Annotated in this window: 19 protein-coding genes; 9 read left to right on the forward strand and 10 right to left on the reverse strand. The window is 69.7% G+C overall.

The window, feature by feature from the left end; genetic code table 11:
• The first annotated feature begins 59 nt into the window (after positions 1 to 59).
• From BFF94_RS00240 to BFF94_RS00250, 3 genes are all read left to right on the forward strand, one after another.
• Positions 60 to 1,775 carry an ABC transporter ATP-binding protein/permease gene (locus tag BFF94_RS00240; RefSeq protein ID WP_219138809.1) on the forward strand — a complete coding sequence of 572 codons (1,716 nt, stop codon included), beginning with the start codon at positions 60 to 62 and terminating at the stop codon, positions 1,773 to 1,775.
• A 260-nt stretch (positions 1,776 to 2,035) separates the two neighbouring features.
• Positions 2,036 to 4,243: a TonB-dependent receptor gene (locus BFF94_RS00245; RefSeq protein WP_128847473.1), complete on the forward strand. Its 2,208-nt coding sequence runs from the start codon at positions 2,036 to 2,038 to the stop codon at positions 4,241 to 4,243.
• Between the two features lie 10 nt (positions 4,244 to 4,253).
• A complete protein-coding gene (locus BFF94_RS00250; RefSeq protein WP_219138810.1) occupies positions 4,254 to 5,528 on the forward strand; it encodes an MFS transporter in 1,275 nt (424 codons plus the stop codon).
• Between the two features lie 42 nt (positions 5,529 to 5,570).
• On the opposite strand, the gene BFF94_RS00255 is transcribed toward BFF94_RS00250, so the two are convergent.
• Positions 5,571 to 6,992 carry a sensor histidine kinase gene (locus BFF94_RS00255; protein ID WP_128848513.1) on the reverse strand — a complete coding sequence of 474 codons (1,422 nt, stop codon included), beginning with the start codon at positions 6,990 to 6,992 and terminating at the stop codon, positions 5,571 to 5,573.
• Entirely contained in the window at positions 6,979 to 7,644 is a 666-nt protein-coding gene (locus BFF94_RS00260; RefSeq protein WP_128848510.1) for a response regulator transcription factor, read from the reverse strand. The genes BFF94_RS00255 and BFF94_RS00260 overlap by 14 nt, the downstream gene beginning before the upstream one ends.
• A 238-nt stretch (positions 7,645 to 7,882) precedes the next feature.
• Here BFF94_RS00260 and BFF94_RS00265 point away from each other — a divergent pair, with 238 nt between their 5' ends.
• Together BFF94_RS00265 and BFF94_RS00270 are read left to right on the forward strand one after the other, a co-directional pair.
• Positions 7,883 to 8,899, forward strand: a complete 1,017-nt coding sequence (locus BFF94_RS00265) for an ABC transporter substrate-binding protein (protein ID WP_219138811.1) — start codon at positions 7,883 to 7,885, stop codon at positions 8,897 to 8,899.
• Between the two features lie 102 nt (positions 8,900 to 9,001).
• The gene (locus BFF94_RS00270) at positions 9,002 to 10,312 is read left to right on the forward strand and encodes an MFS transporter (RefSeq protein WP_128844460.1); all 1,311 of its coding nucleotides are present in this window, start codon (positions 9,002 to 9,004) and stop codon (positions 10,310 to 10,312) included.
• 12 nt (positions 10,313 to 10,324) lie between these two features.
• Here the strand turns inward: BFF94_RS00270 and BFF94_RS00275 are convergent, their stop codons facing one another.
• A complete protein-coding gene (locus tag BFF94_RS00275; RefSeq protein WP_128844462.1) occupies positions 10,325 to 11,005 on the reverse strand; it encodes a hypothetical protein in 681 nt (226 codons plus the stop codon).
• Between the two features lie 229 nt (positions 11,006 to 11,234).
• Between BFF94_RS00275 and BFF94_RS00280 the strand changes: the two genes are divergently transcribed.
• Positions 11,235 to 11,426, forward strand: a complete 192-nt coding sequence (locus tag BFF94_RS00280) for a hypothetical protein (RefSeq protein WP_281426080.1) — start codon at positions 11,235 to 11,237, stop codon at positions 11,424 to 11,426.
• Between the two features lie 38 nt (positions 11,427 to 11,464).
• Here the strand turns inward: BFF94_RS00280 and BFF94_RS00285 are convergent, their stop codons facing one another.
• Entirely contained in the window at positions 11,465 to 13,252 is a 1,788-nt protein-coding gene (locus BFF94_RS00285) for a sensor histidine kinase (protein ID WP_128844465.1), read from the reverse strand.
• Positions 13,249 to 13,905 (reverse strand): response regulator, encoded by a 657-nt coding sequence (locus tag BFF94_RS00290; RefSeq protein ID WP_128844467.1) that lies wholly within the window; start codon positions 13,903 to 13,905, stop codon positions 13,249 to 13,251. The genes BFF94_RS00285 and BFF94_RS00290 overlap by 4 nt, the downstream gene beginning before the upstream one ends.
• Before the next feature lie 318 nt (positions 13,906 to 14,223).
• Here BFF94_RS00290 and BFF94_RS00295 point away from each other — a divergent pair, with 318 nt between their 5' ends.
• Positions 14,224 to 14,676 (forward strand): hypothetical protein, encoded by a 453-nt coding sequence (locus tag BFF94_RS00295; RefSeq protein ID WP_219138812.1) that lies wholly within the window; start codon positions 14,224 to 14,226, stop codon positions 14,674 to 14,676.
• A 102-nt stretch (positions 14,677 to 14,778) separates the two neighbouring features.
• Positions 14,779 to 16,797: a VTT domain-containing protein gene (locus BFF94_RS00300; protein ID WP_219138814.1), complete on the forward strand. Its 2,019-nt coding sequence runs from the start codon at positions 14,779 to 14,781 to the stop codon at positions 16,795 to 16,797.
• 16 nt (positions 16,798 to 16,813) lie between these two features.
• On the opposite strand, the gene BFF94_RS00305 is transcribed toward BFF94_RS00300, so the two are convergent.
• From BFF94_RS00305 to BFF94_RS00325, 5 genes are all read right to left on the reverse strand, one after another.
• The gene (locus tag BFF94_RS00305; protein ID WP_047901651.1) at positions 16,814 to 17,143 is read right to left on the reverse strand and encodes a helix-turn-helix domain-containing transcriptional regulator; all 330 of its coding nucleotides are present in this window, start codon (positions 17,141 to 17,143) and stop codon (positions 16,814 to 16,816) included.
• Complete coding sequence (locus BFF94_RS00310; RefSeq protein ID WP_128841807.1) at positions 17,140 to 17,472, reverse strand: type II toxin-antitoxin system RelE/ParE family toxin; 333 nt, start codon at positions 17,470 to 17,472, stop codon at positions 17,140 to 17,142. The genes BFF94_RS00305 and BFF94_RS00310 overlap by 4 nt, the downstream gene beginning before the upstream one ends.
• Positions 17,473 to 17,778: 306 nt before the next feature.
• Positions 17,779 to 18,333 (reverse strand): arsenate reductase/protein-tyrosine-phosphatase family protein, encoded by a 555-nt coding sequence (locus tag BFF94_RS00315; RefSeq protein ID WP_128841808.1) that lies wholly within the window; start codon positions 18,331 to 18,333, stop codon positions 17,779 to 17,781.
• Between the two features lie 161 nt (positions 18,334 to 18,494).
• Complete coding sequence (locus BFF94_RS00320) at positions 18,495 to 20,945, reverse strand: flavin-containing monooxygenase (protein ID WP_219138815.1); 2,451 nt, start codon at positions 20,943 to 20,945, stop codon at positions 18,495 to 18,497.
• The gene (locus tag BFF94_RS00325) at positions 20,932 to 22,647 is read right to left on the reverse strand and encodes a GMC family oxidoreductase (protein WP_128841809.1); all 1,716 of its coding nucleotides are present in this window, start codon (positions 22,645 to 22,647) and stop codon (positions 20,932 to 20,934) included. The genes BFF94_RS00320 and BFF94_RS00325 overlap by 14 nt, the downstream gene beginning before the upstream one ends.
• 268 nt (positions 22,648 to 22,915) lie before the next feature.
• Between BFF94_RS00325 and BFF94_RS00330 the strand changes: the two genes are divergently transcribed.
• On the forward strand, positions 22,916 to 23,947 hold the full coding sequence (locus BFF94_RS00330; protein WP_128841810.1) for an AraC family transcriptional regulator: 1,032 nt from the start codon (positions 22,916 to 22,918) through the stop codon (positions 23,945 to 23,947).
• The last annotated feature ends 22 nt before the right edge of the window (positions 23,948 to 23,969 follow it).

Here is a 23,969-nt window from a genome sequence, read left to right on the forward strand (position 1 = left end):
GCGTCATCACGGTGCAGCGCGAGCCGTATCGATCAGGTATCCAGATGAAGGGGAATCAGATGCAAACTCAATTGTGGCGACTCGCGGGAGTCGTCTACGCCGATATCGCGACGAGCGTCGCGATCGGGCTGGCCGTCACCGCGTGCTACGCGGCCCAGGCGCTGTGCATTGCGCTCGGGATCGCGGCCGTGCTGTCGGGCGCGTCGCCGTCGGACGTGTTCGGTTGGGTGCTTGGCTTCGCGGCGTTCGCGCTCGCACGGATCGCGCTGATGTGGGCCGGCGAAGTCGCGGCGCTGCGCACCGCGAGCCGCACCAAGGCACGGTTGCGCGCGCGGCTGCTGCCGCAGGCGCTGGCGCTCGGCGCGGACGGCGGCGCGGGTCGTACCGCTGAACTACAGCACACCATCATCGGCGGCGTCGAGGCGCTCGAGACGTATTACGGCCGCTACATTCCGGCCGTCTGCGTTGCACTTGTCGGCTGCACCGGCGTGATCGGCGCCGTCGCGTGGCTCGATCCGCTGTCCGCGAGTGTGCTCGCCGCCTGCGTGCTGGCGGTGCCCGTCGTCGATCGCGTGTGGCTGCGGCTGTGCCGGCCAAAGGCATCGGGGCTGATGGCGTCGATGGGGCGCTTCGGCGCGACGATGCTCGACAGCCTGCAGGGCATTGCCACGCTGAAGGCGTTCGACGCGGCCGGCACGCGCCGCGCGGCGCTGGTCGCCGCGGCGGCTGACCTGCGCAGCGAGGCGATGGGGATTCTTTACGCCACGCTGATGCGCAACGGCGTGACGGGCCTGTTCGGGCTTGGCTGCATCGCGCTGGTGGCGGCGTTAAATGCGTCGCGTGCGGCGTCGGGCGCGCTGCCTGCGACGACCGCGCTGATCACGCTGTTCCTGGCGCGCGAGGCGTTCCGGCCGGTCGACCGGCTCGACAAGACGTTCCATGTCGCGTGGGGTGCCGCGAGCGCGGCCGCGCCGATCGCCGCGTTGCTCGATGCCGAACCGCCCGTGCGCGAGCCGGCGTCGCCGCGCGCGCCGGGCGCGCGCTCGGACATCGCCTTCGACGACGTGACGTTTGCGTGGCCGGGCAGTGACCGGCTCGCGCTCGAGCGCGTGTCGTTCGCGGTCGGCGAGCGCGAATTCGTTGGTGTCGTCGGGCCGTCGGGCGCCGGCAAGTCGACGCTTGGCGCGCTGCTGACGCGGATGGCCGACCCGCAGCGCGGCGCAGTGCGGATCGGCGGCGTCGACCTGCGCGACCTGCCGCTGGCGGCGATGCGCGCGCAGGTCAGCGCGGTGTTCCAGGACATCGTGCTGTTCCACGGCAGTATCGAGGACAACCTGCGGTTCGCGCGCCCCGACGCGGACGCGCAGGCGATTCGCGACGCGGCGCGGGTCGCGCACGTCCACGAGTTCATCGAAAGTCTGCCGCACGGCTATGCGACCGTTGTCGGCGAGCGCGGCGCGCAGTTGTCGGGTGGCCAGCGGCAGCGGATCGCGATCGCGCGCGCGCTGCTGCGCGACAGTCCCGTGCTCGTGCTCGACGAAGCGTCGTCGAGCCTCGACACGGAGAGCGAGCGCGCGTTCCACGACGCGCTCGCGCGGCTGCGCCGGCATCGCACGGTGCTGATGATCGCGCACCGGCCATCGACGATCCGCCAGGCCGACCGCATCGTCGTGCTCGACGAAGGCCGCGTCGTCGAGCAGGGTACGCATGCCGAACTCGTCGCGCGCGACGGACGCTATGCGCGCCTGATCGCACGCGATGCGGGTTGCGCGTGAATCGCATCACCCATTCCAACCACTACCACCACGCTTCAAGGGGTTCGCGGCGAGGCCGTTGCCGGCCGGTCGAGAACGGAGCATCAGCAGGGGAATGTTTCATGAGTCGTCGTTGCAGTCGTGCTGCCCGGACCCGCCGGGCGACTTCGCGTATCGCTTCACCGGATCGATTCCCCGTTCAATCCTTCAGTTTACCGAACGTTTCACTCATCAGCTTCGCGGGCGCCGCCGGTGCCGGGGTGCGTCGCGCGGTCAGGCCGATTGCGCCGCTGTCGCTTGCGCTAGCGGCCGCTTGTGCGGTACCGCTGTCCGCGCACGCGGGGGGCGGCGCGATGGCCGTTCCGGCTGCTATCCCGTCGCCGGCTTCTGCTTCCACCTCGTCCGACCCGGCCACCGGCGTACAGCTCGAAGCGGTGACGATCACCGCGCGCCGCCACAGCGAATCGCAGCAGAAAGTGCCGGTCAGCGTGACGGTGGCGAGCGGCGTGGATCTCGCGGTCGACGCCGCGCCGTCGGCCGGCAACGCGGGCCTGGCGCGTTCGGTGCCGAACCTCGCGTTCGCGGATATCGGTGCGACCTATGCAAACGTGTTCAGCATTCGCGGCGTTGGCTCGTTCATGCCGCTCGCGGCCGACGACGAATCGGTCGTGATGTACGTGAACGACGTGCCGCGCGCGACCACGGGCGCGCCGCCGACCTTCATGGACGTTGACCGCGTCGAGGTGCTGCGAGGCCCGCAGGGTACGCTGTTCGGCCGCAACACGCAGGGTGGCGCGATCAACGTGATCACGAAGCAGCCGACCTTCAAGCGCGAATTCTCGGCCACCGCGGAAGCCGGCACGCACGGCCGCTGGCTCGGCGAGATGATCGGCAACGGGCCGGTGTCGGACGATGTCGCCGCGCGCGTCGCGGTGCGGATGTCGAACCTGAACGGCAGCGTGCCGAACCTCGCGACGGGCAGCACCGACGGGCGCGTGAAGATCGGCGCCGCGCGTGGCACGGTGCTGTGGGTGCCCGACGACCGCACGTCGGTCACGGTGTCGGGCTTCGTCGACCAGACCGAGACCACCGCGCCGCGCTTCGTGCTGCTGCAGAACCCCGATTTCCCGCAGGTCGAGCTGGATCCGTCTACGGTCAGCCGCTGGCGCGACGCGGGCGGCAGCGTGCGGGTCGAGCGCGCGTTCGACCGCGTCAAGTTCACGTCGCTGACGAGCTACCAGGATTCGCGCAACGTCCAGCAGTTCGACCTGACCGACGGGCTTATCTATTCGGCGCTGTCGACGCGGCCGGCGAGCGTGTTCAACGTGCCGGGTGCGGACTACACCGAGATGCATTTCGGCGAATCGACGTTCCAGCAGGAGGTGCGGCTGAATTCGCACGACGACAGCCCCGTGATGTGGACCGCCGGGTTCAATTATTTCCATTCGCGCTTCACGAACGACACGTCGGCGGTCGCGTCGCCGGCCGCGTTCAATTTCGTGACGACGCAGAACGGCCAGCAGCACAACCGCATCAATACCGACAGCATGTCGCTGTTCGGCGAGGCGAGCTGGCCGCTCACGGCGCGGCTGAAGGCGATCACGGGCGTGCGCGCGACCTATGAGCGCAAGGACGCGCGCTATGCGTTCGACGGCAACGGCAATCCGAAAGTCGTGAGCCGGTTTCGCGAGGACGACAGCCTGAGCGACACGTTCGTCACCGGGCGCGCGGGCCTGACGTTCGACTGGACCGATACGCTGATGACCTATACGACCGTGTCGCGCGGCGAAGCGTCGGCCGGGTTTCCAGCCGTGACCGTGAACGGGCCGCAAGGCCGGCGCGAGTCGTCGTTTCCCGCGTCGACGAGCTGGACCTACGAACTCGGCTTCAAGTCGCTGTGGCTCGATCGGCGACTCAGCGTCGACGGGTCGGTGTTCTACAACGACGTGAAGAACGGCCACCTTGTCGCGTTCTTCCCGTCGAGCGGGCTGTTCATGCCCGCGTCGCTCGACTATCGGACCTATGGCGCGGAATTCGAACTCGGCGCGAAGGTGTCGCGCTACGTACGGTTGACGGCTGGGCTCGGCTATACGCATGGCGAACTGCGCTCGGTGCCCGCCGGCGACGTCACGGGTGCGCGGTCGGGCAACCGGCTGTCGAACGTGCCGCGCACGACGGCCAACCTCGGCGTGCACGGCGAATTGCCCGGCGGCGCCGTCGGGTTGCCGGGGCGCTTCAATGCGGACGTGGCGTGGCAGTTCGTCGGCTCGCGCGCGGTCGACGTGCGCAACAGCTTCAATCTCGCCGCGTACAGCGTGGCCAACCTGCGGGTCGGCTGGACGTACCGGAACTGGACGCTGTACGGGTTCGCGGAGAACTTGTTCGACCGCCGCTACGTCGTCGCGGGGCAGAGCTGGGCGCCGGGTGTCGGTTCGGTGCGTGTCGGCCAGCCGCGCGTCGTCGGCATCGGCATGACGACGCAGCTTTGACGGGAGCCCCATGAGCGAACCACTTCTTCTCGCCGGCGATCAACCGCCAGCCGTTGCGCCGACGCCCGGCATCGCGCGCGTACTCACGGTCGTCGCGATCCTCTACGCCGGGATCGGCAGTGTGTTCGGCTTCGTGCAGGGCGGCCTCGGGCCGATCCTGCGCGCGCAGGGCGTGACGCTGGCGTCGCTGCAATGGGTCTATGCGCTGTACCTGCCGTTCGGCGTCGCGTTCCTGTGGGCGCCCTGGTTCGACGCGCGGCGGATGCGCTGGCTCGGGCACCGCACCGGCTGGATCGTCGCGACGCAACTGGTCGCCGTCGCGGCGACGCTCGGCATCGCCGCGCTGCCGAGTGCCCCGTCCGTCGCATCGCTGTTCGCGCTCGGGCTCGTCGCGACGGCAGCCGTTGCGACGATGGACCTGTCGCTCGACGCGTTGACGGTCGAGCAGACGCCACCGTCGGGCCGCACGCTCGTCGCGGCCGCGAAGATGGGGGGGATGGCGGTCGGCCTGCTGCTGGGCGGCGGCGTGCTCGTGTGGGCGTATCCGTCGGCCGGCTGGCGGCTCACGTTCGTGCTGCTGGCCGCGATCCTCGCCGTGTCGCTGTTGCCGGTCGCGCTGCTGGTCGCGGCCGATCGCGCGGCGCCGCGCATCGCGAACCGGTCGCTGCCGGGGTGGCGCGATGCACTGCGCGACGCGCCGATGCGCGCGCGGCTGCTCGCGACGATCGCGCTGACCGTGATGCTGATGCTGCTGTTCAACTTCAACCGGTTGTTGCTGGTCGATCTCGGCATGCCGCTGCAACGGATCGGTGCGCTGCTCGGCACACTCGTACCAGCCGCGAACCTCGCGGCGGCGGTCGCGGCCGGCTGGGCCGCGCGCCGCTGGCGGCCGGCGGCGATCTGCGCGACTGGGGCCGCGGCGTGCACCGCGAGCGTCGCCGTGCTTGCGGTTGCCGCGGCGCGCGGCGATGCGGCGCTGGCCACGACGGGCGCGGTGCTGGTCGGCGCGGCCAGCGCATGGACCTCCATCAGCATGGGCGGCGCGATCCTCGGCTGGGCCGCCGGGCGCCAGCCTGCGACTGTGTATGCGCTGTTCTATAGCAGCGGGCGGCTCGTCGGCACGTTCGGTCTGCTCGGCATACCGAGGCTGATCGCGACAGTAGGCTGGCCCGCGTTTTATGCGGGCGCCGGTGTCGTGTTCGTGCTGGCAGCGGGGGTGTTTGTCGCGTTGCTGCCGCGCGGCAGTGCGGTGCCGGCGGAGCCGGGGCGGTGCGGCACGGTCTGAAGGCCGGCGCAGGCGGGTGCGGCGCGGCTTGCCGAACTGGCCTTATGTTTCGTCTGCGACGATCCCCGCCGCCCGCGGAAACGTCAGCACCACCGCAAACCCGCCCGCATCGGGAAACGCGAACCCGACGCGCCCGCCGTGCGCCTTCATCACTTCCTGCACGATCGCGAGCCCGAGGCCCGACCCGGTGCGCCGCTCGCTGCCGTCCGGCGCGATCCGCACGAACGGCTGCAGTGCCGCGTCCCAATGTTCGCGCGGAATGCCGCGGCCGTTGTCGGTGACGGTCAGCGTGACTGCGCCGTCGGCGGTGCCTGTGCTTGCGACCGAGACGACGATGTCGTCCGCATGGCCGTGCAGCAGCGCGTTGTGCAGCACGTTCGACAGCGCTTCCTGCAGGCTGATCGCATCGCCGTCGATCCAGGCGTGCGGCGCGTCGCTCGCGAACGCGACGGCGACATCGCGCTCGCCGGCGAGCGGAATCGTGCGGCCGAGCACGTTCTTCGCGAGCGCGACGAGTTCGACGGGTTGCAGCGGCACGGCCTCGGTGCGATGGATCACCATCGCGTGATTGAGCAGCTGGCCGGTCAGCCGGCCGACGTCCGAGCAGGTTGCGCGCAGCGCGTCGAGCCGCGCCGCGTGACGCGCGGGATCGGACTCGCCGTCGAGCAGCTCGATCTGCGCGTCGAGTCGCGCGAGCGGCGTGCGCATCTGGTGCGCGGCGTCGGCGATGAAGCGCTGCATTGCGTTGATCCGCTCGGCGAGGCGGTGTATCAGCCCGTTGATCGACCCGATGATCGCGTCGATCTCGCTCGGCGTGTCGACGGCCACCGGCCGCAGGTCGGCCGGGTCGCGCGCGGCGATGATCGTGCCGATCAGTGCGAGCGGACGCAGCCCGCGCCGGATCGCGAGGCCGCTCGCGCCGATCGCGAGCACGCTCATCAGCAGGATCAGCGTCCACACCTTGAGGCTCATGTCGTTCGTGAGCTGCTGGCGCGCGTTGGTGGTTTGCGCGACGGTCACGAGTGCCCAGCCCGGCGTGCTTTCCTCGGGCATGTAGCGCGCGATGGTCGCGGTGCGGATCCGGTGCCCCTGGTAGACGGCGTTCGCGAACGCGGGGCCCTGTTTCGCGGCGGCGAGCGTCGCGGGGCTCGCGAGATCGCTGTAGCCGGCCACCACGACGCCGCGCGAATCGACGACCTTGTAGTAGACGAGGTCGTAGCGCGACAGCGTCGACAGCGCGGCCACCGGCGGATTCAGCGCGAGCACGCCGCCCTGCACGTACAGGTTCTCCGCGACCTGGATCGATGCGCCGGCAAGCAACTGGTCGTATGCGCGTTCAGCCGCGACGCCCGCGTAGTAGCGCGCGATCGCCGCGAGCGCGAGCGCGCCGGTCGCGACGACGAGCGCGATGAAGAGGAGCGTGCGCCCGAACAGCGTCTTCGGGAACCAGTCAGTGCGCGGCAATCTGATACCCCATCCCGCGCGCGGTGCGGATCTCGACCGAGCTGCCCTGAAGCTTCTTGCGCACGCGCGTCACATACTGCTCGACCGCGTTCGCGGTCGGCTCGTTGCCGAAGCTGAACAACTGGTTCAGCAGTTCTTCCTTCGAGAAGATGCGCTGCGGGCGGCTTGCGAGAATCTCGAGCAGCGCGAATTCCTGGCGCGACAGCGACAGCGGCTGGCCGTCGAGTTCCGCGAGGCGGCTGCTGCGGTCGATCGCGAGGCCGCCGAGCGTCAGCACGTCGTTCGCGTGGCCGCTGTTGCGGCGCAGGAGCGCCTGCACGCGCGCATCGAGCTCGCGGTAGTCGAACGGCTTCACGAGATAGTCGTCGGCGCCGAGGCCGAGGCCGCTCACGCGGTCGTCGATCGCCGAGCGCGCGGTGACGAGCAGCACGGGCGTCGTGCTGCCCGACGCGCGCAGGTGGCGCAGCACCGTGAAGCCGTCCATGCCCGGCAGGTTCGCGTCGAGCACGACGAGGTCGAAGCGCTCGACGCGCAGCAGCCCGTTCGCGGTCGCGCCGTCGGTCTCGAGATCGACGGCATGGCCGAGCCGCGCCAGGCGGCTGCGGATCGCCGCGCCGATTTCGGCATCGTCCTCCACGACGAGAATACGCATGGTGCCGTTTTGCAGGTGGGTGGTTTAGGGGTTTTCCCGGGGCAGGGATGTCAGCATTTTCTCAGACTCGGTCGATAACCTGTGTCGAGCCGCAAGAAGGGTGCAAGGACGGCATTAATACCAGAAATATTCAAGGAGACGGCAACATGCAGCATGTCACGGGCACGACGAACGCGCGACGCGGCGCGACGCGGGCCTTCGCGTCGCCGTTTGCCGTCCGCCGCCCGGCGGCGCGCGCATGACGACGTCGCCGCGCCGCCGCGCGCTGATCGCTGCCGGCCTTGGCGTGCTCGCCGCGCCGTCGCTCGTGCGCGCGAAGCCGCGCACGGTCCGGATCTCGAAAGGCTATGGCGTGCTGTACCTGCCGCTGCTCGTGATGGAGAAGCAGCGGCTGTTCGAGCAGCACGCGGCGCGCCACGGCGTGCGCGACGTCGCGGTCGACTGGGTGCTGCTCGACGGCGGCAATTCCGTCAACGACGCGATGATGGCCGGCACGCTCGATTTCGCGGGCGCCGGCGCGCCGGGCTTCATCGAGCTGTGGGCGCGGGCGCGCGGTATTCCGAATGTCGAGGTGATCGGCATCAGCGGGCTGTCGACCACGTCGCTGTCGCTGAACGCGAACCGTCCGGGCCTCATGTCGCTGCGCGACTTCACGCCGTCCGACCGGATCGCGGTGCCCGGCATCCGCACGTCGCTGTCGGCGGTCGTGCTGCAGATGGTCGCAAGCCGCCAGCTCGGCCCCGCGCATTTCGCGCAGCTCGATTCGATCACCGTGAACCTGCCGCATCCGCAGGCGATGCAGGCGTTGATCCGCCGCGAGAACGGCGTCACCGCGCATTTCACGTCGCCGCCGTTCTCGACGCTCGAGTTGCGGCAGCCGGGCATCCATCGCGTCGTGAGTTCGGTCGACGTGCTCGGCCCGCTGACGCTCGACGTCGTGTTCGCGCCGAAGCGGCTCGTCGATGCGGAGCCCGCGCTGGCCGTGGCGTTTCTCGGCGCGCTCGACGAAGCGAACCGCCTGATCGCGCAGGACCCGCGCGCGGCGGCCACGCTCTATGCGGCCGGGTCGGGCATCGGCGTGTCGCACGACGACGTGATGCGGATGCTCGCCGCGCCCGACACGCGCTTCTCGGTGCTGCCGAACCAACTGATGGACTACGTCGAATTCCTGTACCTGGCCGGCACGATCAAGGCGAAGCCGCGCGCGTGGCACGAGATGTTCGCGCCGATGCTCGACGCTTACCGGTCGGGCTGAGCGCCGCCGGCCCCCGTTCATCGACCCACCCCGCGCCCGCGCCTTCGTTGCGCGCGGCGCCGATTCAACCGACACGCAACCGATTCACGCAAGGAGCCTGAAGTGAACGCTACCGAAACCCTGGACCCCGCGTCCGCCGAAGAACAGCGCATCATGTCGAAGATGGCGCGGCGCCTGCTGCCCATCCTCGTCGTGATGTTCCTGATCGCGTTCATTGACCGGCAGAACGTCGGCTTCGCGAAACTGCAGATGGTGCACAGCCTCGGGATGACGGAAGCCGCGTTCGGGCTCGCGTCGTCGCTGTTCTTCATCGGCTACCTGCTGTTCGAAGTGCCGAGCACGCTCGCGCTGCATCGCTACGGCGCGCGCGTGTGGCTCGCGCGGATCATGCTGACGTGGGGGCTCATCACGGTGCTGATGGGCTTCACGACGTCGATGCCTGCGTTCTGCTCGCTGCGCTTCCTGCTCGGCATCGCCGAGGCGGGCTTCTATCCCGGCGTGATCTATTACCTGACGCTGTGGTTTCCGCAGAGCTATCGCGCAAAGGTGCTCGGCATCTTCACGCTCGGCAGCGCGCTTGCGAACATGCTCGGCTCGCTGGTCGGCGGCGTGCTGCTGAGCCTGAACGGCGTGTGGGGCCTCGCGGGCTGGCAGTGGGTGTTCATTGCAACGGGCATTCCGGCGGTGATCGTCGCGATCGTCGTGTTTCGCGTGCTGCCCGCGTCGGTGCGCGACGCGCGTTTCCTCGACGAGCGCGAGAAGCAGATCGTCGAGGCCGCACTGGAACGCGAGAAGCCCGTGCAGGCCGAGCACGGGCAGCCGTGGAAGGCGCTGCTCGATCCGCGCGTGATGCTGTTCGCGGCGACCTACATGCTGATGTCGACGTCGCTGTACGGCGTCACGTACTGGCTGCCGACGCTCGTTAAATCGTTCGGCGTGTCGAGCAGCACGAACGGCTTCCTGAGCATGCTGCCGTGGGCGCTCGCGGTGCTGCTGCTGGTGTGGCTGCCGGGGAAGCTGCGCCGGGCGAAGAGCATCCTGCGCACGATCGCGATCGTCGCGGCGCTCGGTGCGTTCGGCTTCCTGCTGAGCCTTGTGTTGCCGTCGACGCCGCTGCGCTTCATCGCGCTCGTGCTCGGCGGCGCATGCATCCCGCTGCTGTATCCGTGCTTCTGGTCGATGCCGCCGCGCTACTTCACCGGCGCGCGGGCGGCGGCGAGCGTCGCGGCGATCAACTCGATCGGCAATCTCGGCGGCTTCTTCAGCCAGAACCTGATGCCGTTCGCGGGTAAGGTGACGGGCACCGCGTTCGGGCCGATGATCGTGCCGATCGTGTGTCTCGCGCTGCTCGGGATCGGCGCGCTGGTCGCGTGGACGCGGTCGGAGCGGGGGATGGTGGCGGCGCGGGCGTGACGGCGCGGGGCGTTACCGCATCATCACCTGGTTCCCGACGACCGTGAAGTTGGTCGATGCGTGCGCGTTCGACAGCAGGTACTTGAGCGCGCGGATGTCCGGCGCGGTCGTCGAAAAGCGGTTCCCGCCGTCGAACCTGAAGTCCCACGTGATGATGCCGCGGCGGTATTCGGGCATGTCCACGTGGATCTCCTTCAACGATGCGAGCGGATACGCGCGCTCGTGCCAGTCGAACAGGTGCCGTACGTAGAGGTGATCCTGCGTCACGATTTCGTAGCGCCGCAGGAACGGCGTCGCGACGACGAGGAGCACGGCGGTGAAGATCAGCAACGAGCGGGCCCCGCGCCACAGGACGGCCCGCGACGACGGGCGGCCGCGCACCGGGACGCGGTATCGCGCGTAGGCAGACTGCACGATGAGCGCCGTGCCGAACCACCAGAGCACCGCAACGAATCCGAGCGGCACGTTCATGAACGGCACCGAACAGGCGCCGACGAAGCTCGTCGGAAAATCCATGAGGCGCGCGGTCGACACGAACCCGAGCCCGATGTAGCTGCCGGCCGGATGCGGGATGAACACGGTCGTCGTCAGTGCCTGCAGCACGAGCAGGACGGGCCAGCACAGCAGCGATACCGCAACCCAGCCGGCCGCGACGGCACAGAAGCCGAGTACGTAAGTGAGGATGGTTTTCATCGTGTCGAAGGGGCGAGATCCGGTCGGCCGGCGCATTGGCGCGAGAGATACGCGGGGCGGTGACGAATTGTAACGGTGTACCGAGGCGGCCCGTGCGGTCAATGTCGCCGGGGGCGGCTGGCGGGTGTGCAGGGCCGGGCAGCAGATGCATCGCGGTCAGCAGGCCGACCCTTTGCGCATCGTGCCGATGCGCTACCATGCGTTGCATATGCGACGTATGGAGCGTGCAATGAAAATGACGACGATGAATCGGTTGTGCGATGGCATTTCGCGTCGACGCGTGCAGCGCGAGTTTGTTGCGCGTGGCCTGGCATCGCGCGACGACGCGCGGCGGACCGGCGAATACGTCGATGCTGCAAACGTCCAGGCAGAACTCCAGCGCATGCTGAAAGCGGCACGCGCGACGAAGGCGGCCGATTAAGTCTTCGACACCCGCCCGCACCACCGCAATCTCCCAAACTACCCCCGCGAAACCCCGTCCTCGCCATGCGCGACCGCGACAGGCGTGCGCGACAGCGGAATCTCGACCTCGACCGTCGTGCCCTCGCCGAGCGTCGTCGTGATCTGCAGCGTGCCGCCGACGAGATACGCGCGCTCGCGCAAACCGACCAGCCCGAACGATCCCGACTTGCGCGGCATGCCGGGATCGAATCCCGCGCCGTCGTCGCGAATCGTCAGCGCGATCGCATCGTCCCCGCACACGAGGTCCACGTCCGCATGCGACGCGGCCGCGTGCCGCGCGACGTTCGCGAGCGCTTCCTGAGCGATCCGGAACACGGCCGTCGCGTACGGCTCGTCGAGCTGCAGCTCGGTCGGGTCGACGTGCAGCTCGCACGCGATGCCGTGACGGTGCCGGAAATCCTCCACGAGCCATTGCATCGCCGCGGCGAAGCCGAGATCGTCGAGCATCAGCGGGCGCAGGTCCGACGCGATGCGGCGCGTCGCGGCCACCGCGCCGCGCGCCTGCATGTGCATCGCCGCGATCTTGCGCGCCAGCAGCGCGTCGTCCTGCGGCACGCGATCGATCAGCCATTCGAGATCGTTCTTCAGCGTCGCGAGCGTCTGCGCGAGTTCGTCGTGCAGCTCGCGCGCGATGCGGCGTTGCTCGGCTTCGCGTGCGCTTGCACTGATCGCGGCGATCTCGCGCAGGTCCTCGCGCGACGCCTGCAGCGCACGCTCCGCGCGCACGCGGTCCTCGACTTCGCGCCGCAGGTCGCGGTTCGACGCGCTCAGTTGCGCGGTGCGCGCGGCGACGCGCTGTTCGAGCCGTTCGTTCGCATCGTTCAACTGTGCGCTCTTTTGCGCGACGAGCAGGTGCTGGTAGCGCGTGCCGGCCAGCGCGCGCACCGTCTGCGCATGCAGCCGGCCATTCTCGAACAGCATCGCGAACAGCACGACGCCGGACGCGACGAGGCCGTACGCGCGCCCCGCATAGAAGCCGAGATCGAAGCGCCCGTGATTCAGCATCGACGACAGCGCAATATCGAACAGCCACGCGACGAGCACGGTCATCACCCACAGGTCGAGCACGGAGTGGCGGCGACGCTGCCGCCACATCAGCATCAGCGCGACGAGGTTCAGCCCCCAGACGACCGTGATCGCGTTCGTCATCGGCGCGGCCATCCGGTTGCCGTTCATGATGCGCGGCAGCAGGTCGTGGCCGGCGGTCGCGAGCAGCGCGAGCGCGACCGTCGCGCCGATCGCAGCCGTGATGCAGAGCACCACCGGAATCGCCGCACGGCGCTGCGGGGCCGGGATCGGGCGCGCGCGCGACGCCGCGCGCAGCAGCGCATAGGCGGCAACCGCCAGCGGAAAGCCGCCGTGCCAGAACAGGTAGAGCCACGCGGTGGTCTGTTCGCCGGCGCCGAGCAGGCCGGTCGGCGCGAACAGCCCCGGGAAGGTCAGCATGTGCGTGCCGGCCATGAAGCCCGTGAACAGGTAGCCGCCCGCGAGCACGAGCAGCGATTTCTCGCGCAGGATCGCGTACTGGCCGAGCAACAGGCCGGCCGTCACCATGTCGTTGACGACGATCGCCGACTGGTACACGGGGATGAACGCCCAGCCCGGCGCGAGCGGCATGCCCGCGAACGGCGCGAGCGCGGCGAAGATCACGGCCGACACGAGCACGGTCGCGAGCGCGAGCCGCCGCTCGCGCCGGCCCGGCGGCAGCGACGACATGAACAGGCGCGACGCGTCCGGAGCGTCGTCGTCCGGCGGCGCGGGCGGGAAGCGGGAGGCGGCCGTCATGCGTCGCCGCCGCCGTCGACGCCAGGGTCGAGATCGTGGCGCACCGCGTAGCGGACCAGCGCGGCTTCGTGCGGTAGCTCCATCTTCTCGAGGATCCGTGTCTTGTAGGTGCTGACCGTCTTCGCGCTCAGCGCGAGTTCGGATGCGATCTGCGTGACGATCTGGCCCGCGACGATGCGGCGCATCACGTCGAGTTCGCGCGTGGACAGCCGTTCGTGCGGCAGCGTTGCGGCCGGCGTGTGCAGCGTGCGCGCGAGGCTTTCGGCCGCCGACGAGCTCACGTAGATGCCGCCCGCCGCGACCTTGCCGACGGCCTCGACGAGCTCGGCGGTCGCGCTGTCCTTCGTCAGGTAGCCGGTTGCGCCGGCCTTGAACGCGCGCGCCGCGTACTGCGCCTCCGCGTGCATCGTCAGCACGAGCGTGCGCAGCGACGGCGCGTGGCTCTTGACCAGCCGGATCAGCTCGATGCCGGTCGGCGCGGGCATCGACAGGTCGAGCAGCAGCACGTCGGCGGCGCCGCGCTCGGCCAGCGCGAGCGTGGCCGAGCCGTCGCTCGCCTCGCCGACGATTTCGAAACCGCCGGCCATCTCCAGGATGTGACGCAGTCCGTCCCGCATGACGGCGTGATCGTCAGCCAGAATTACCCTGATCATCTAGCGATCCTCTTCGGGATGAGGCCGCGATGCTGTCCGGTTGTCGCCGCGGCGGTTCTTCTGATCAATATATTCCGTCGAATCCGAAAACGGTACACATTCGGGAAATTTTCGAGATAGCCGATCGCGGAATGTGTACTGAAATGAAATAATTCATGAAAAAGGGTGTGATGCGAAGCGCGGGTAAATCAGGGTATTCCCTGGTGATTGCCGAGCCCGGGGCGGGCCGGCATGGCGTGACGCGAGCCGCCCGCGAACCGTGCCGATTCGGGACTAAACTGGTGCCCGATGCCACTGCGTCACCCAAGGAGTCCTGCGATGATCGATCTTGCCGATATCCTGCCGTCCGCCCTGCCTGCCGCCGTCGCATGGGCCGAAGCGGAGGCGGCGCGCGGGATCGCGCAGGGCGCGCCGCTGACGCCGGCGCAAGCCGACGACGCGCGCGCGGTGGGCGTCGCGCAGCCGGAGCGGATTCGCGTGGCGATCGTCGACCGCATGCCGTTCCCCGACACGCCCTCGCTTGCCGCGATCGCCCGCGACACGGGGCTGCTGTCGCCGGGGACGATCGGGCTCACGCTCGGCCATGCGGTGTATGTGCTGCGCGGGCAAGACACGCGCCGTCTGCTGACCCATGAATTCCGTCACGTGCATCAGTACGAGGCCGCCGGATCGATCGGCGTGTTTCTCGCACGCTATCTGCGGGAGATCGCGACGGTCGGCTACCACGACGCGCCGCTCGAGGCCGATGCGCGGCAGCACGAGTTCGATTGACCACTTACGCCGGCGCGACCGCGCACACCTCGCGATGAACGTTCCCCACGCCCCTGCCGGCCCGGTGTTCGCACGTCGGGCTGATTCGCCGTGGAGCGCGCGATGAGCGACACGATCCACGCGTGGATCGGCGCGATCGGCGCGCATCCGCTGCTCGTGCTGGCGATCGTGTTCGTGACCGCCTGCGCCGAGGCGATCGCGCTGGTCGGCACGGTCATACCGGCCGGCGCCGTGATGTTCGCGGCCGGCGCGCTGATCGGCGCTGGCGCGCTCGACGGATGGACGACGATCGGCGTCGCCACTGTCGGCGCCGTGGTCGGCGACGGGATCAGCTACGAACTCGGGCGGCGCTACGGCGGGATGATCCGCAACGCGTGGACGCGCTTCGGCTATGCGGCCGCCTATGCGCGCGGCGAGGAGTTCGTACTGCGTCACGGCATGAAGAGCATCGTGCTCGCGCGCTTCCTTGCGCCGGTGCGTGCGGTCGTACCGGTCATCGTCGGCTGCGCGCGGCTGCCGCGCCGGTCGTTCTATCCGGTCAACGTCATCTCGGCACTCGTATGGGCGCCCGTGCACGTCGCGCCGGGCATCCTGTTCGGCGCGTCGGCCGCGCTGGCCGCGGCGATCAGCGTGCGGGTCGCCGTGATCCTGCTGGTCGTCGCCGCGCTGGTCGTGCTCGTGTGGATCGGCGTGCGTGTCGCGCTGCGGCGCGGCTGGCCGCTGCTGGGTCGCGCGATCGCCGAAGTCGTGCACGCATGCGCGCGCCGCTGGCCGCGGTTCGGTGCGCGACTGCATGACGCGATCGCATACGTGCGCCGCCTGCCGGGAGCGGTGCCCGTGCTTGCGCTGCTGTTCGTCGGCTGCGTGTGGCTGTTCGCGGGCCTCGTGCAGGATGTCGTCGCGAACGATCCGCTGATGCACGCGGACATCGCGCTGTATGCGTTCCTCCAGAACCTGCGCACGCCGCCGGTGGACGCCGCGATGGGCGCGCTCGCCGTGCTGCACGGGCACGATACGGGGCTGATCGTCGCGGCCGCGTTTCTCGTCTGGCTGATGATCCATCGCTGCTGGCTGACGGCCGCGTGGTGGCTCGTGACGGTGGGCGTCGCAGTTGTGCTCGTGCCGGTGTTCGGCGCGGGCGTGCCCGGCGCGACGCCCGCGAGCCTGCCGCCTGGCGCGCTGCACGCGCCGCTGCCCGATGCCGAAGCCGCGTTCGCGATCCTCGCGAGCAGCGGCCTCGGCTGGGTGCTGACGCGCGACCGGCCCGCGCTGTGGCGTATCCCGGTCGTGACGGCGGTCGTGCTGTGGATCGTACTCGGTGGCTTCGCGCGGCTGTATGTAGGCGACACGTGGCTGTCGGGGCTGCTCGGCGGCTGGAGCCTCGGGCTGGCCTGGTTCGCGCTGCTCGCCGGCGCCTATGCGTACTGGCGCGTGAGCGAGCACGTGCAGCCGAGGGGTGCGCTTGTCGCGGTACTCGTCGTGCTTGCGACGGCCGGCGTATGGACGGTTCCCGCGCAATGGCAGCTCGATCGCGCGTCGCGCCCGCATGTCGGCGACGTGGTCGCGATGACCGTCGACCAGTGGCTGCGCGGCGGGTGGCAGCGCGTGCCGACGCGGCGCACCGAGATCGGCGGCGATCGCGAGGAATACCTGCCGCTGCAATGGAGCGGGACATCGGACGCGCTCGATCGCCATCTCGCGCAGGCCGGCTGGCAGCGCGCGACGCCATGGTCGCCGGCCACCGCGCTGCGCTGGCTGTTGCCACAGGCGCCAGCCGACGCGCTGCCCGTGCTGCCGCGCTACACGCACGGCGAAAGCACGCGCCGCGTATTCGTCCGCGTCGATCCGGGCCGCCCGGACAGCCGCCTCGTGCTGCGGCTATGGCGTTATCCGTACGTGTTGCAGGACGCGCTCGGCACGCGGCCGCTGTGGTACGGCGCGCTGTATCGCGAGACGCTGCACCGGCCGGCGCGGCTGATGACGATCGTGCATACGACGCCGATCGACGATGCGGTGGCGATCGCGCAGGCGCTGGCGGTCGAGCCGACGATCGAGCGTCCGCCGGCGGGGATGGCTGCCGCGCCGGCCGAGATACTGCTCGTGTGGATGGTCAGGCCGTGAGCGGGCCGCGCGCCGTTTATGCGTGCGCCGGCTGCGCGGGGACGACGGACAGGCGCAGGCCAACGGTCTTGAGCACCGCGAGCAGGGTTTTCAGCGTCGGGTTGCCGTTCGGGGACAGCGTGCGATACAGCGATTCGCGGCTGATGCCGGCTTCGGCCGCGACGGCGCCGAGCCCGCCGTATGCTTCCGCGACCGTGCGCAGCGCGAGCAGGCCGGCCGCACGGTTGTCGGGATCGTCGAGCGATTCCATCGCGACGCGCAGATAGGCCACCGCAAGTTCGCGATCGGCGCCGAGTTCGGCGACTTCCGCGTCGTGGTGCGATACCGCGCCTTTGAGCTTGTTCATGTTTGCCTCCGTTTCCAGTTCGACCAATGTTCCTTTGCACGCGTGATGTCGTCGGGCTGGCTGCCTTTGTCGCCGCCGGACAGCAGCAACACCAGGGCACTGCCGTGCCGGCCGAAGTACACGCGATAGCCGGCGCCGATGTGGACGCGCAGTTCGATCACGCCTTCGCCGACAGGCGCGCAATCGCCGAAGTTGCCGGTCTGCACGCGGCGCAGGCGTTCGCGAATCCGTGCCTGGGCGAGCTTGTCGCGCACGGCGTTCAGCCATTCGGTGAAAGGCTCGCGACCGTCGTCGCGCTGATAGCGAAGCAGTTCGAACTTGGATAGCATTGTAACTTATAAGCTACAAAAAGGGGAGGTTGGAACGAGGCGGTCCGGATCGCAATGGCGCTGCGGCCGCAGCGCATGCGGTGTCGTCACGGTTCGGGGTGTCAGGCAGCGAAGCCGGCTTTCCGGACGAAGATCATTCTTTCATCCGGTACGTAGCGTGGCGATTCGGCCGAATGGCCGGTGTCGATGGCGCGATGACGGGCACGCGCGCTGGGAGGGGAATCGAGCGGGAATGACGGGATGGCAAACCTGTCGGCGCCGGCGCCGGCGCATGGCGCGTGCTACGGGCCGACAGGTCTCCCCGCGTTACTGCTTCGCGGGCGCGGCCGTCGCGACCTTGTCGAGCGCGGCCGGGATGTACGTGTCGAGCTGTGCGGTCACCGATTCGTAGAAGTCGATCGGCTTGCCCCATGCGTCGGGCACGTCGAGGTGCTTCCCGGTCGCATACTCGGCGAGCGTGAACACCTTGCCGGCGGCCGACGGGTAGAGCGCCAGCACCTTCTCCTTGTGCTTGTCGGTCATCGTCAGGAGCACGTCGGAATGCTTGACGTCGTTCGCGTTCAACTGCACCGAGCGATGCGCGGACGTGTCGATGCCGCGCCGCTTCATCAGGATCACGCCGTTTTCCTCGGGCTTTTCGTCATACGGATCCTCGTCGACCGCGCGCGAGATCACCGCGACATGCGCGTGGCGCTGCGCGATCAGCTGGCCGGCGATCGCTTCGGCCATCACGCTGCGCCCGGTGTTGCCCGTGTCGACGAACGCGACCTTCTTCGGTTCGTCGGCGAACGCCGACGTCGCGCACTGGATGCCGACGCAACAGAGCAGCGCAAGCGCGTTGAGGGTGTGCCTTCTTTTCATGGTGTCTCCGCGAGGTTGGGGGGATCGCCCCGGCGGCGTGCCGGGGCTTGCGGGAGATCATGACGGCCGTGTGCGCCGGAAAAAAATAAACGACCGGTTTTCGCAAGACGGTGTCGCTCCGTTGCAAGCGGGCGGGGCGCTCGCGCGTCGCCGGTTCATCGTCACGCCGTCGCGGCGACGCGTTCCGACGCAAACCCCGCCAGCGTCCGCAGCGCATCCCGCGCCGACCGCAGGTAAAACGCCTGCAGATGAAACACATGCCAGCGTGCCGCATGAATCTCCAGCCGGCACGGCACGCCGCACGCCTGCGCATGACTGGCCAGCCGCTGCGCATCCGACAGCAGCACCTCCTGGTCGCCGGCCTGGACCAGCATCGGCGGCAGGCCGCGCAGGTCGGTGTCGAGCGGGCCGCGCGCGGCGGCCGAACCGGCGCCGTGATACCAGCGCAACCCCTGTTCGAGCCAGCCGCGCCGGATCATCGGATCGTCGCGGCGGCGCGATGCCAGCGTCGCGCCGCCGAGCGCCGGGTCGGTCACGGGAGAGATCAGCAGCAGCGCGGCGGCGGCCGGCTCGCCGCGCTGGCGCAGCGCGATGGCGAGCGCGAGTGCCAGCGCGCCGCCGGCCGAATCGCCCGCGATGACGATCCGGTGCGGCGCATGACCTTGCGCGCGGATCGCGTCGTACACGACCAGCGCATCGTCGAGTGCGGCCGGGCCCGGATGCTCGGGGGCCAGCCGGTAATCGGGCACCCACACCGGCAGGCCGGCATCGTTCGCGAGCCGCGTCGTCACGCCGCGATGCGTATGCGGGCCGCCGAGACAGAATGCGCCGCCGTGCAGATACAGGATCGCGCCGCCCGTGTCGCCGCGTTTCGGCGCGACCACTTCGACCGGCACGCGATGCGCGGACGTGCCGTAGCGCAGCGTGCCGCCCGCGCCCGGCATCAGCGGCGACAGCAGCGCGACGACGCGGCGCTGCATGCGCGCGCCGAACGGCGGCCCGATCAGCGGCCGGAACGCCACGCGCAGGAAGCCGCGCAGCGACGCGGCGGCGAGCGCCTCGAGCCCGCCGGCGGGCGGCGCGACCACCACGCCGTGCGTCGGTGCGGCGCACTCGGGCAGCGGATGCGTGAAGCGGTACGCGGACAGCCCGGTGAAGCGCGTGATCCACCGGTAGGTCAGCGTGAAGCCCGGCCAGTTCGTGCTGTTGTGCCCCGATGCATCGACGTACCAGCTCTTGCAACTGCTCCATACCGACCCTTCGAGCCGCTGCTGCACATGTGCGTTGAAGCGCCGGTAGCGGCGCGCGTCGACGTCGATCTCGCGTGCGCCGTCGCGACGCATCGTCTGCACGCAGCGCATCACGTGCGCGATCTGGCTTTCGAGCATGTAGACGATCGAGTTGTGGCCGAGGTTGGTGTTCGGGCCGTACAGCATGAAGAAGTTCGGGAAGCCGGGCACGGTGAGCCCGAGATACGCCTGCGCGCCGCGTCGCCATGCGTCGTTCAGGTCGAGCCCGTCGCGGCCCGTGATGCGCATCGGCGACAGGAACTCGGTCGCCGCGAACCCGGTGCCGTAGACGATCGCGTCGACCGGATGATGCACGCCGTCGACGGTCTCGATGCCGTCCTCGGTCACGCGCCGGATCCGCTGCGTGACGAGTTCGACATTGTCGCGGCTCATCGCGGCGAGGTAGTCGCTCGACAGCAGGATGCGCTTGCAGCCGATCGGGTAGTCGGGCGTGAGCCGGGCTCGTAGCGCGGCGTCCGGCACGTCGCGCGCGAGCAGCTTGCGGAACGGCCGGCCGACCGCGACGTTCATCAACCCGTGCAGGCGCGTGAACGCGATCGCACGCGCTTCGTAGCGCAGGTAGATCGATGCTCGGTGCAGCTTCATCGCCCACGGCAACCGGCGGAACAACGCCTTCTCCCACGGGCGGTACGCGCGGTCGGGGCGCGGCATCACGTAGGCGGGCGACCGCTGGAACACGGCGAGATGCCGCACGTCGCCGGCGATTGCCGGGACGAACTGGATCGCCGACGCGCCGGTGCCGACCACGGCCACGCGCTTGCCGGCGAGCGGATAGTCGTGATCCCAGTGCGCGGAGTGGAACGCGCGGCCGCGAAACGCGTCGATGCCGGGCAGGTCGGGCATCGCCGGGCGGCTCAACTGGCCGGTGCCGCTGACGAGCACGGCGGCGTTGAGCGTCGTGCCGTCGGCGAGCGTGACGCGCCACAGCGCAGCGGCTTCGTCGTAGCGGGCGAGCTCGACTTCGGCGCCGAAGCGCAGATGGCGCGCGAGGCTGTACTTGCGCGCGCAATGCTGCAGGTACGCATGGATTTCGGGCTGCGGCGCGAAGACGCGCGACCATGCCGGATTGGGTTCGAACGAGAACGAGTACAGGTGCGAGGGCACGTCGCACGCGGCGCCCGGGTAGCGGTTGTCGCGCCACACGCCGCCGACGTCATGCGAGCGTTCGACGATCACGAAATCGTGAATGCCGGCACGTTGCAGCGCGACCGCCATCCCGATGCCGGCAAAGCCCGCACCGATGATGATCGCTGCAAGCGGTGCGGCGGAGCCGGCGGGACGGGAAGTGTCAGGCGACGACATGGCGGGTTTCCTCCGGCTGGACGGCATCGTGCGCGGCGCACGACGCAAGAGCGGTGTCGCGATCCATCGGCGTACTGACGGTCTCGGCATGCGGCCGCGCGGGCGCGCGGCGTACGCCGCGGATCAGGTCGACGGCCTTCTCGGCGATCATGATCGTCGGCGCGTTGGTGTTGCCGCCGATGAGCGTCGGCATCACGGACGCATCGACGATGCGCAGCCCCTGCAGGCCGTGCACGCGCAGTTGCGGGTCGACGACGGCGAGCGCGTCGTGGCCCATCCGGCACGTGCCGACCGGGTGATACACGGTGTCGGCGCGGCGCCGCAGCACGTCGCGGATCTCGTCGTCGGTCGTGACGTTCGCGGTGAACAGGTCGCGCGTGATCCAGCCGGCGAGCGCCGGTGCCTCCATCAGCCGGCGCGTGAGCCGGAAGCCCGCGACCATGTCGTCGAGGTCGCGCGGATCGTCGAAGAACGCGGGGTCGATGCGCGGCGCCGCGAGCGGATCGGTGCTGTTCAGCGTGACCGAGCCGCGGCTGCGCGGCCGCAGCAGGCACACATGGCACGACAGCCCGTGGCCGGCATGCAGCTTGCGCGCATGATCGTCGACAAGCGCGACGACGAAGTGCAGCTGGATGTCCGGCGCGTCGAGGCCGGCGCGCGTCTTCAGGAAGCCGCCGCCTTCCGCGAAGTTCGACGTCAGCATCCCGCGCCGTTCGCGGCGAAAGCGCGCGAGCTCGCGCAGCATTCGCAGGCCGCCGCGTGCGGACACGCCCATCGTGTCGACGCTGCGCGAGCGGTAGCCGAGAATGAAATCCGGATGATCCTGCAGGTTGCGGCCGACGCCGGGCAGGTCGGCATGCACGGCGATGCCGCGCTGCTGGAGCTCGCGGCCCGGGCCGACGCCCGACAGCATCAGCAACTGCGGCGTCTGCAGCGCGCCGGCCGCGAGCACGATTTCGCGCCGCGCGCGCAGCGTGCGGACTTCGCCGTGCTGCCGCACTTCGACGCCGACGGCGCGCGTGCCGTCGAACAGGATGCGCAGCACCTGTGCGTGCGTCTCGACCGTCAGGTTGTCGCGGCGGCCGACGTGCGGCAGCAGGTACGCGCGCGCCGCGCTCCATCGTTCGCCGTGCTTCTGCGTGACCTGGTAGAGGCCGATACCTTCCTGCTGCGCGCCGTTGAAATCGTCGGTGAGCGGCAGGCCGGCCTGTTGCGCGGCTTCCAGATAGCGTGCATGGAACGGGTTGCCGGTGCGCAGGTCGCTGACCCACAGCGGGCCGTCGCGACCGTGCCACGCATCGTCGAAGCGCTCGTTGTGTTCGCTCAGGCGGAAGTACGGCAGCACGTCGTCGAAGGCCCAGCCTTCGTTGCCGAGCGCGGCCCAGCCGTCGTAGTCGACGCGATGGCCGCGGATATAGACCATCGCGTTGATGGCCGACGACCCGCCGAGCGCCTTGCCGCGCGGCTGGTAGCCGATGCGCCCGCCGAGCCCCGGCTGCGGCACCGTGTCGAAGGCCCAGTTGTTCACGCGGGTCGGCAGCATCGCGACCACGCCGGTCGGCACGTTGACGAGCGTGCCGTCGCCGCGGCCGCCGGCCTCGAGCACGCACACGGTCACGGCCGGGTCCTCGGTCAGCCGCCCCGCGACGACGCAGCCGCCCGAACCGCCGCCGACGACGATGTAATCGAAAGTCTTGCTCATGGACTCGTCTCCTTCTTCGATAGTCGATGGATCAGGCGATACGCGTCGGCGCGCGGTCGCGGGCGAAGGCCGCGCGCCGGCATGCGAAGCGGGCGGCGGGATCGGTCGGGCGACTCGGTCGCATGGTGTCTCCTCCTGGGGCGATGGCGTCGTTCGGGCGACGACCGGATGACGCCGATGGTGCTGGCCGCATGGGAAAACACCAATGCTGCTTCGGGACAATTGTTTTAGTATTTGGGCCAAATCGGCGCTTCGAGGGTTTCTCCGCATGAGCTTCTGGGACTTCACCCGGAGTCCGGCCAGCGCCCGGCTGCTGGTCGATTTCGGCGACGAACGCGGCGTGCCGCACACGACGCTGCTGGCCGGCACGGGGCTCGCGGATGCGCAGCTCGACGATCCGAAAGTCGAGGTGACGGCCGCGCAGGAACTGCGGTTGACCGGCAACCTGCTGCGCGCGCTCGGGCGTGCGCCGGGCCTCGGGTTCGAGGTCGGCCTGCGCTATCACTTCTCCGCGTATGGCGTGTGGGGTTACGGACTGATCGCCAGCGCGACCGCGCGCGACGCGCTCGCGCTGGCGATGCGCTTCCTGCCGCTCACGTATGCGTTCACCGTCATCACGTACCGCGAGGAAGCCGGGACGGGCGTGCTCAATTTCGGCGCGCCGGAGCTCGATGGCGCATTGAGCCGGTTCCTCGTCGAACGCGACATGACGGCCGCGGCCGTGCTGCTGCAGGAAATCGGCGGCGACGCTTTCGCGTTGTCGCGCTTCACGGTGCAGGCTGCGCGTGCGCCGTCGCTGTCCGTGCCGCACATTGCGGGCATCGAGCCGTCGTTCTCGGCGCGTGCGAACAGCCTTGCATTCGATCGCGCGTATCTCGACCGGCCGCTGCCGCACGCGAATCCGCTGACGGTGTCGATGTGCGAGCAGATGTGCGGCCAACTGGTCGACGCGCGCCGCGCGCGCGTGGGCACGTCCGGGATGGTGCGCCAGTACCTGAGCGCGACGCCCGGCGCCGCGCCGTTCTCACTCGAGGACATGGCGCGGCTGATGAACACGAGCCCGCGCACGCTCAAGCGCCGGCTGCAGGAGGAGGGCACGACGTTTCGCGCGCTGCTCGCGCAGGCCCGCGGCGCGATGGCCGAGACCCTGCTCGGCGATGCGCGCCTGTCGCTCGCGGAAGTGGCCGAGCGGCTCGGCTTCAGCGACCTGTCGAGTTTCTCGCAGGCGTTCAAGCGCTGGTACGGCGTGCCGCCGGGCGCGTATCGCAGCGCGGCGCAACGGGACGGCGACCAGCCGTGAATCACGGTACGATCGCTTGCTT

The organism is Burkholderia catarinensis (assembly GCF_001883705.2).
In the GTDB taxonomy this organism is placed as follows: Bacteria; Pseudomonadota; Gammaproteobacteria; order Burkholderiales; family Burkholderiaceae; genus Burkholderia; species Burkholderia catarinensis.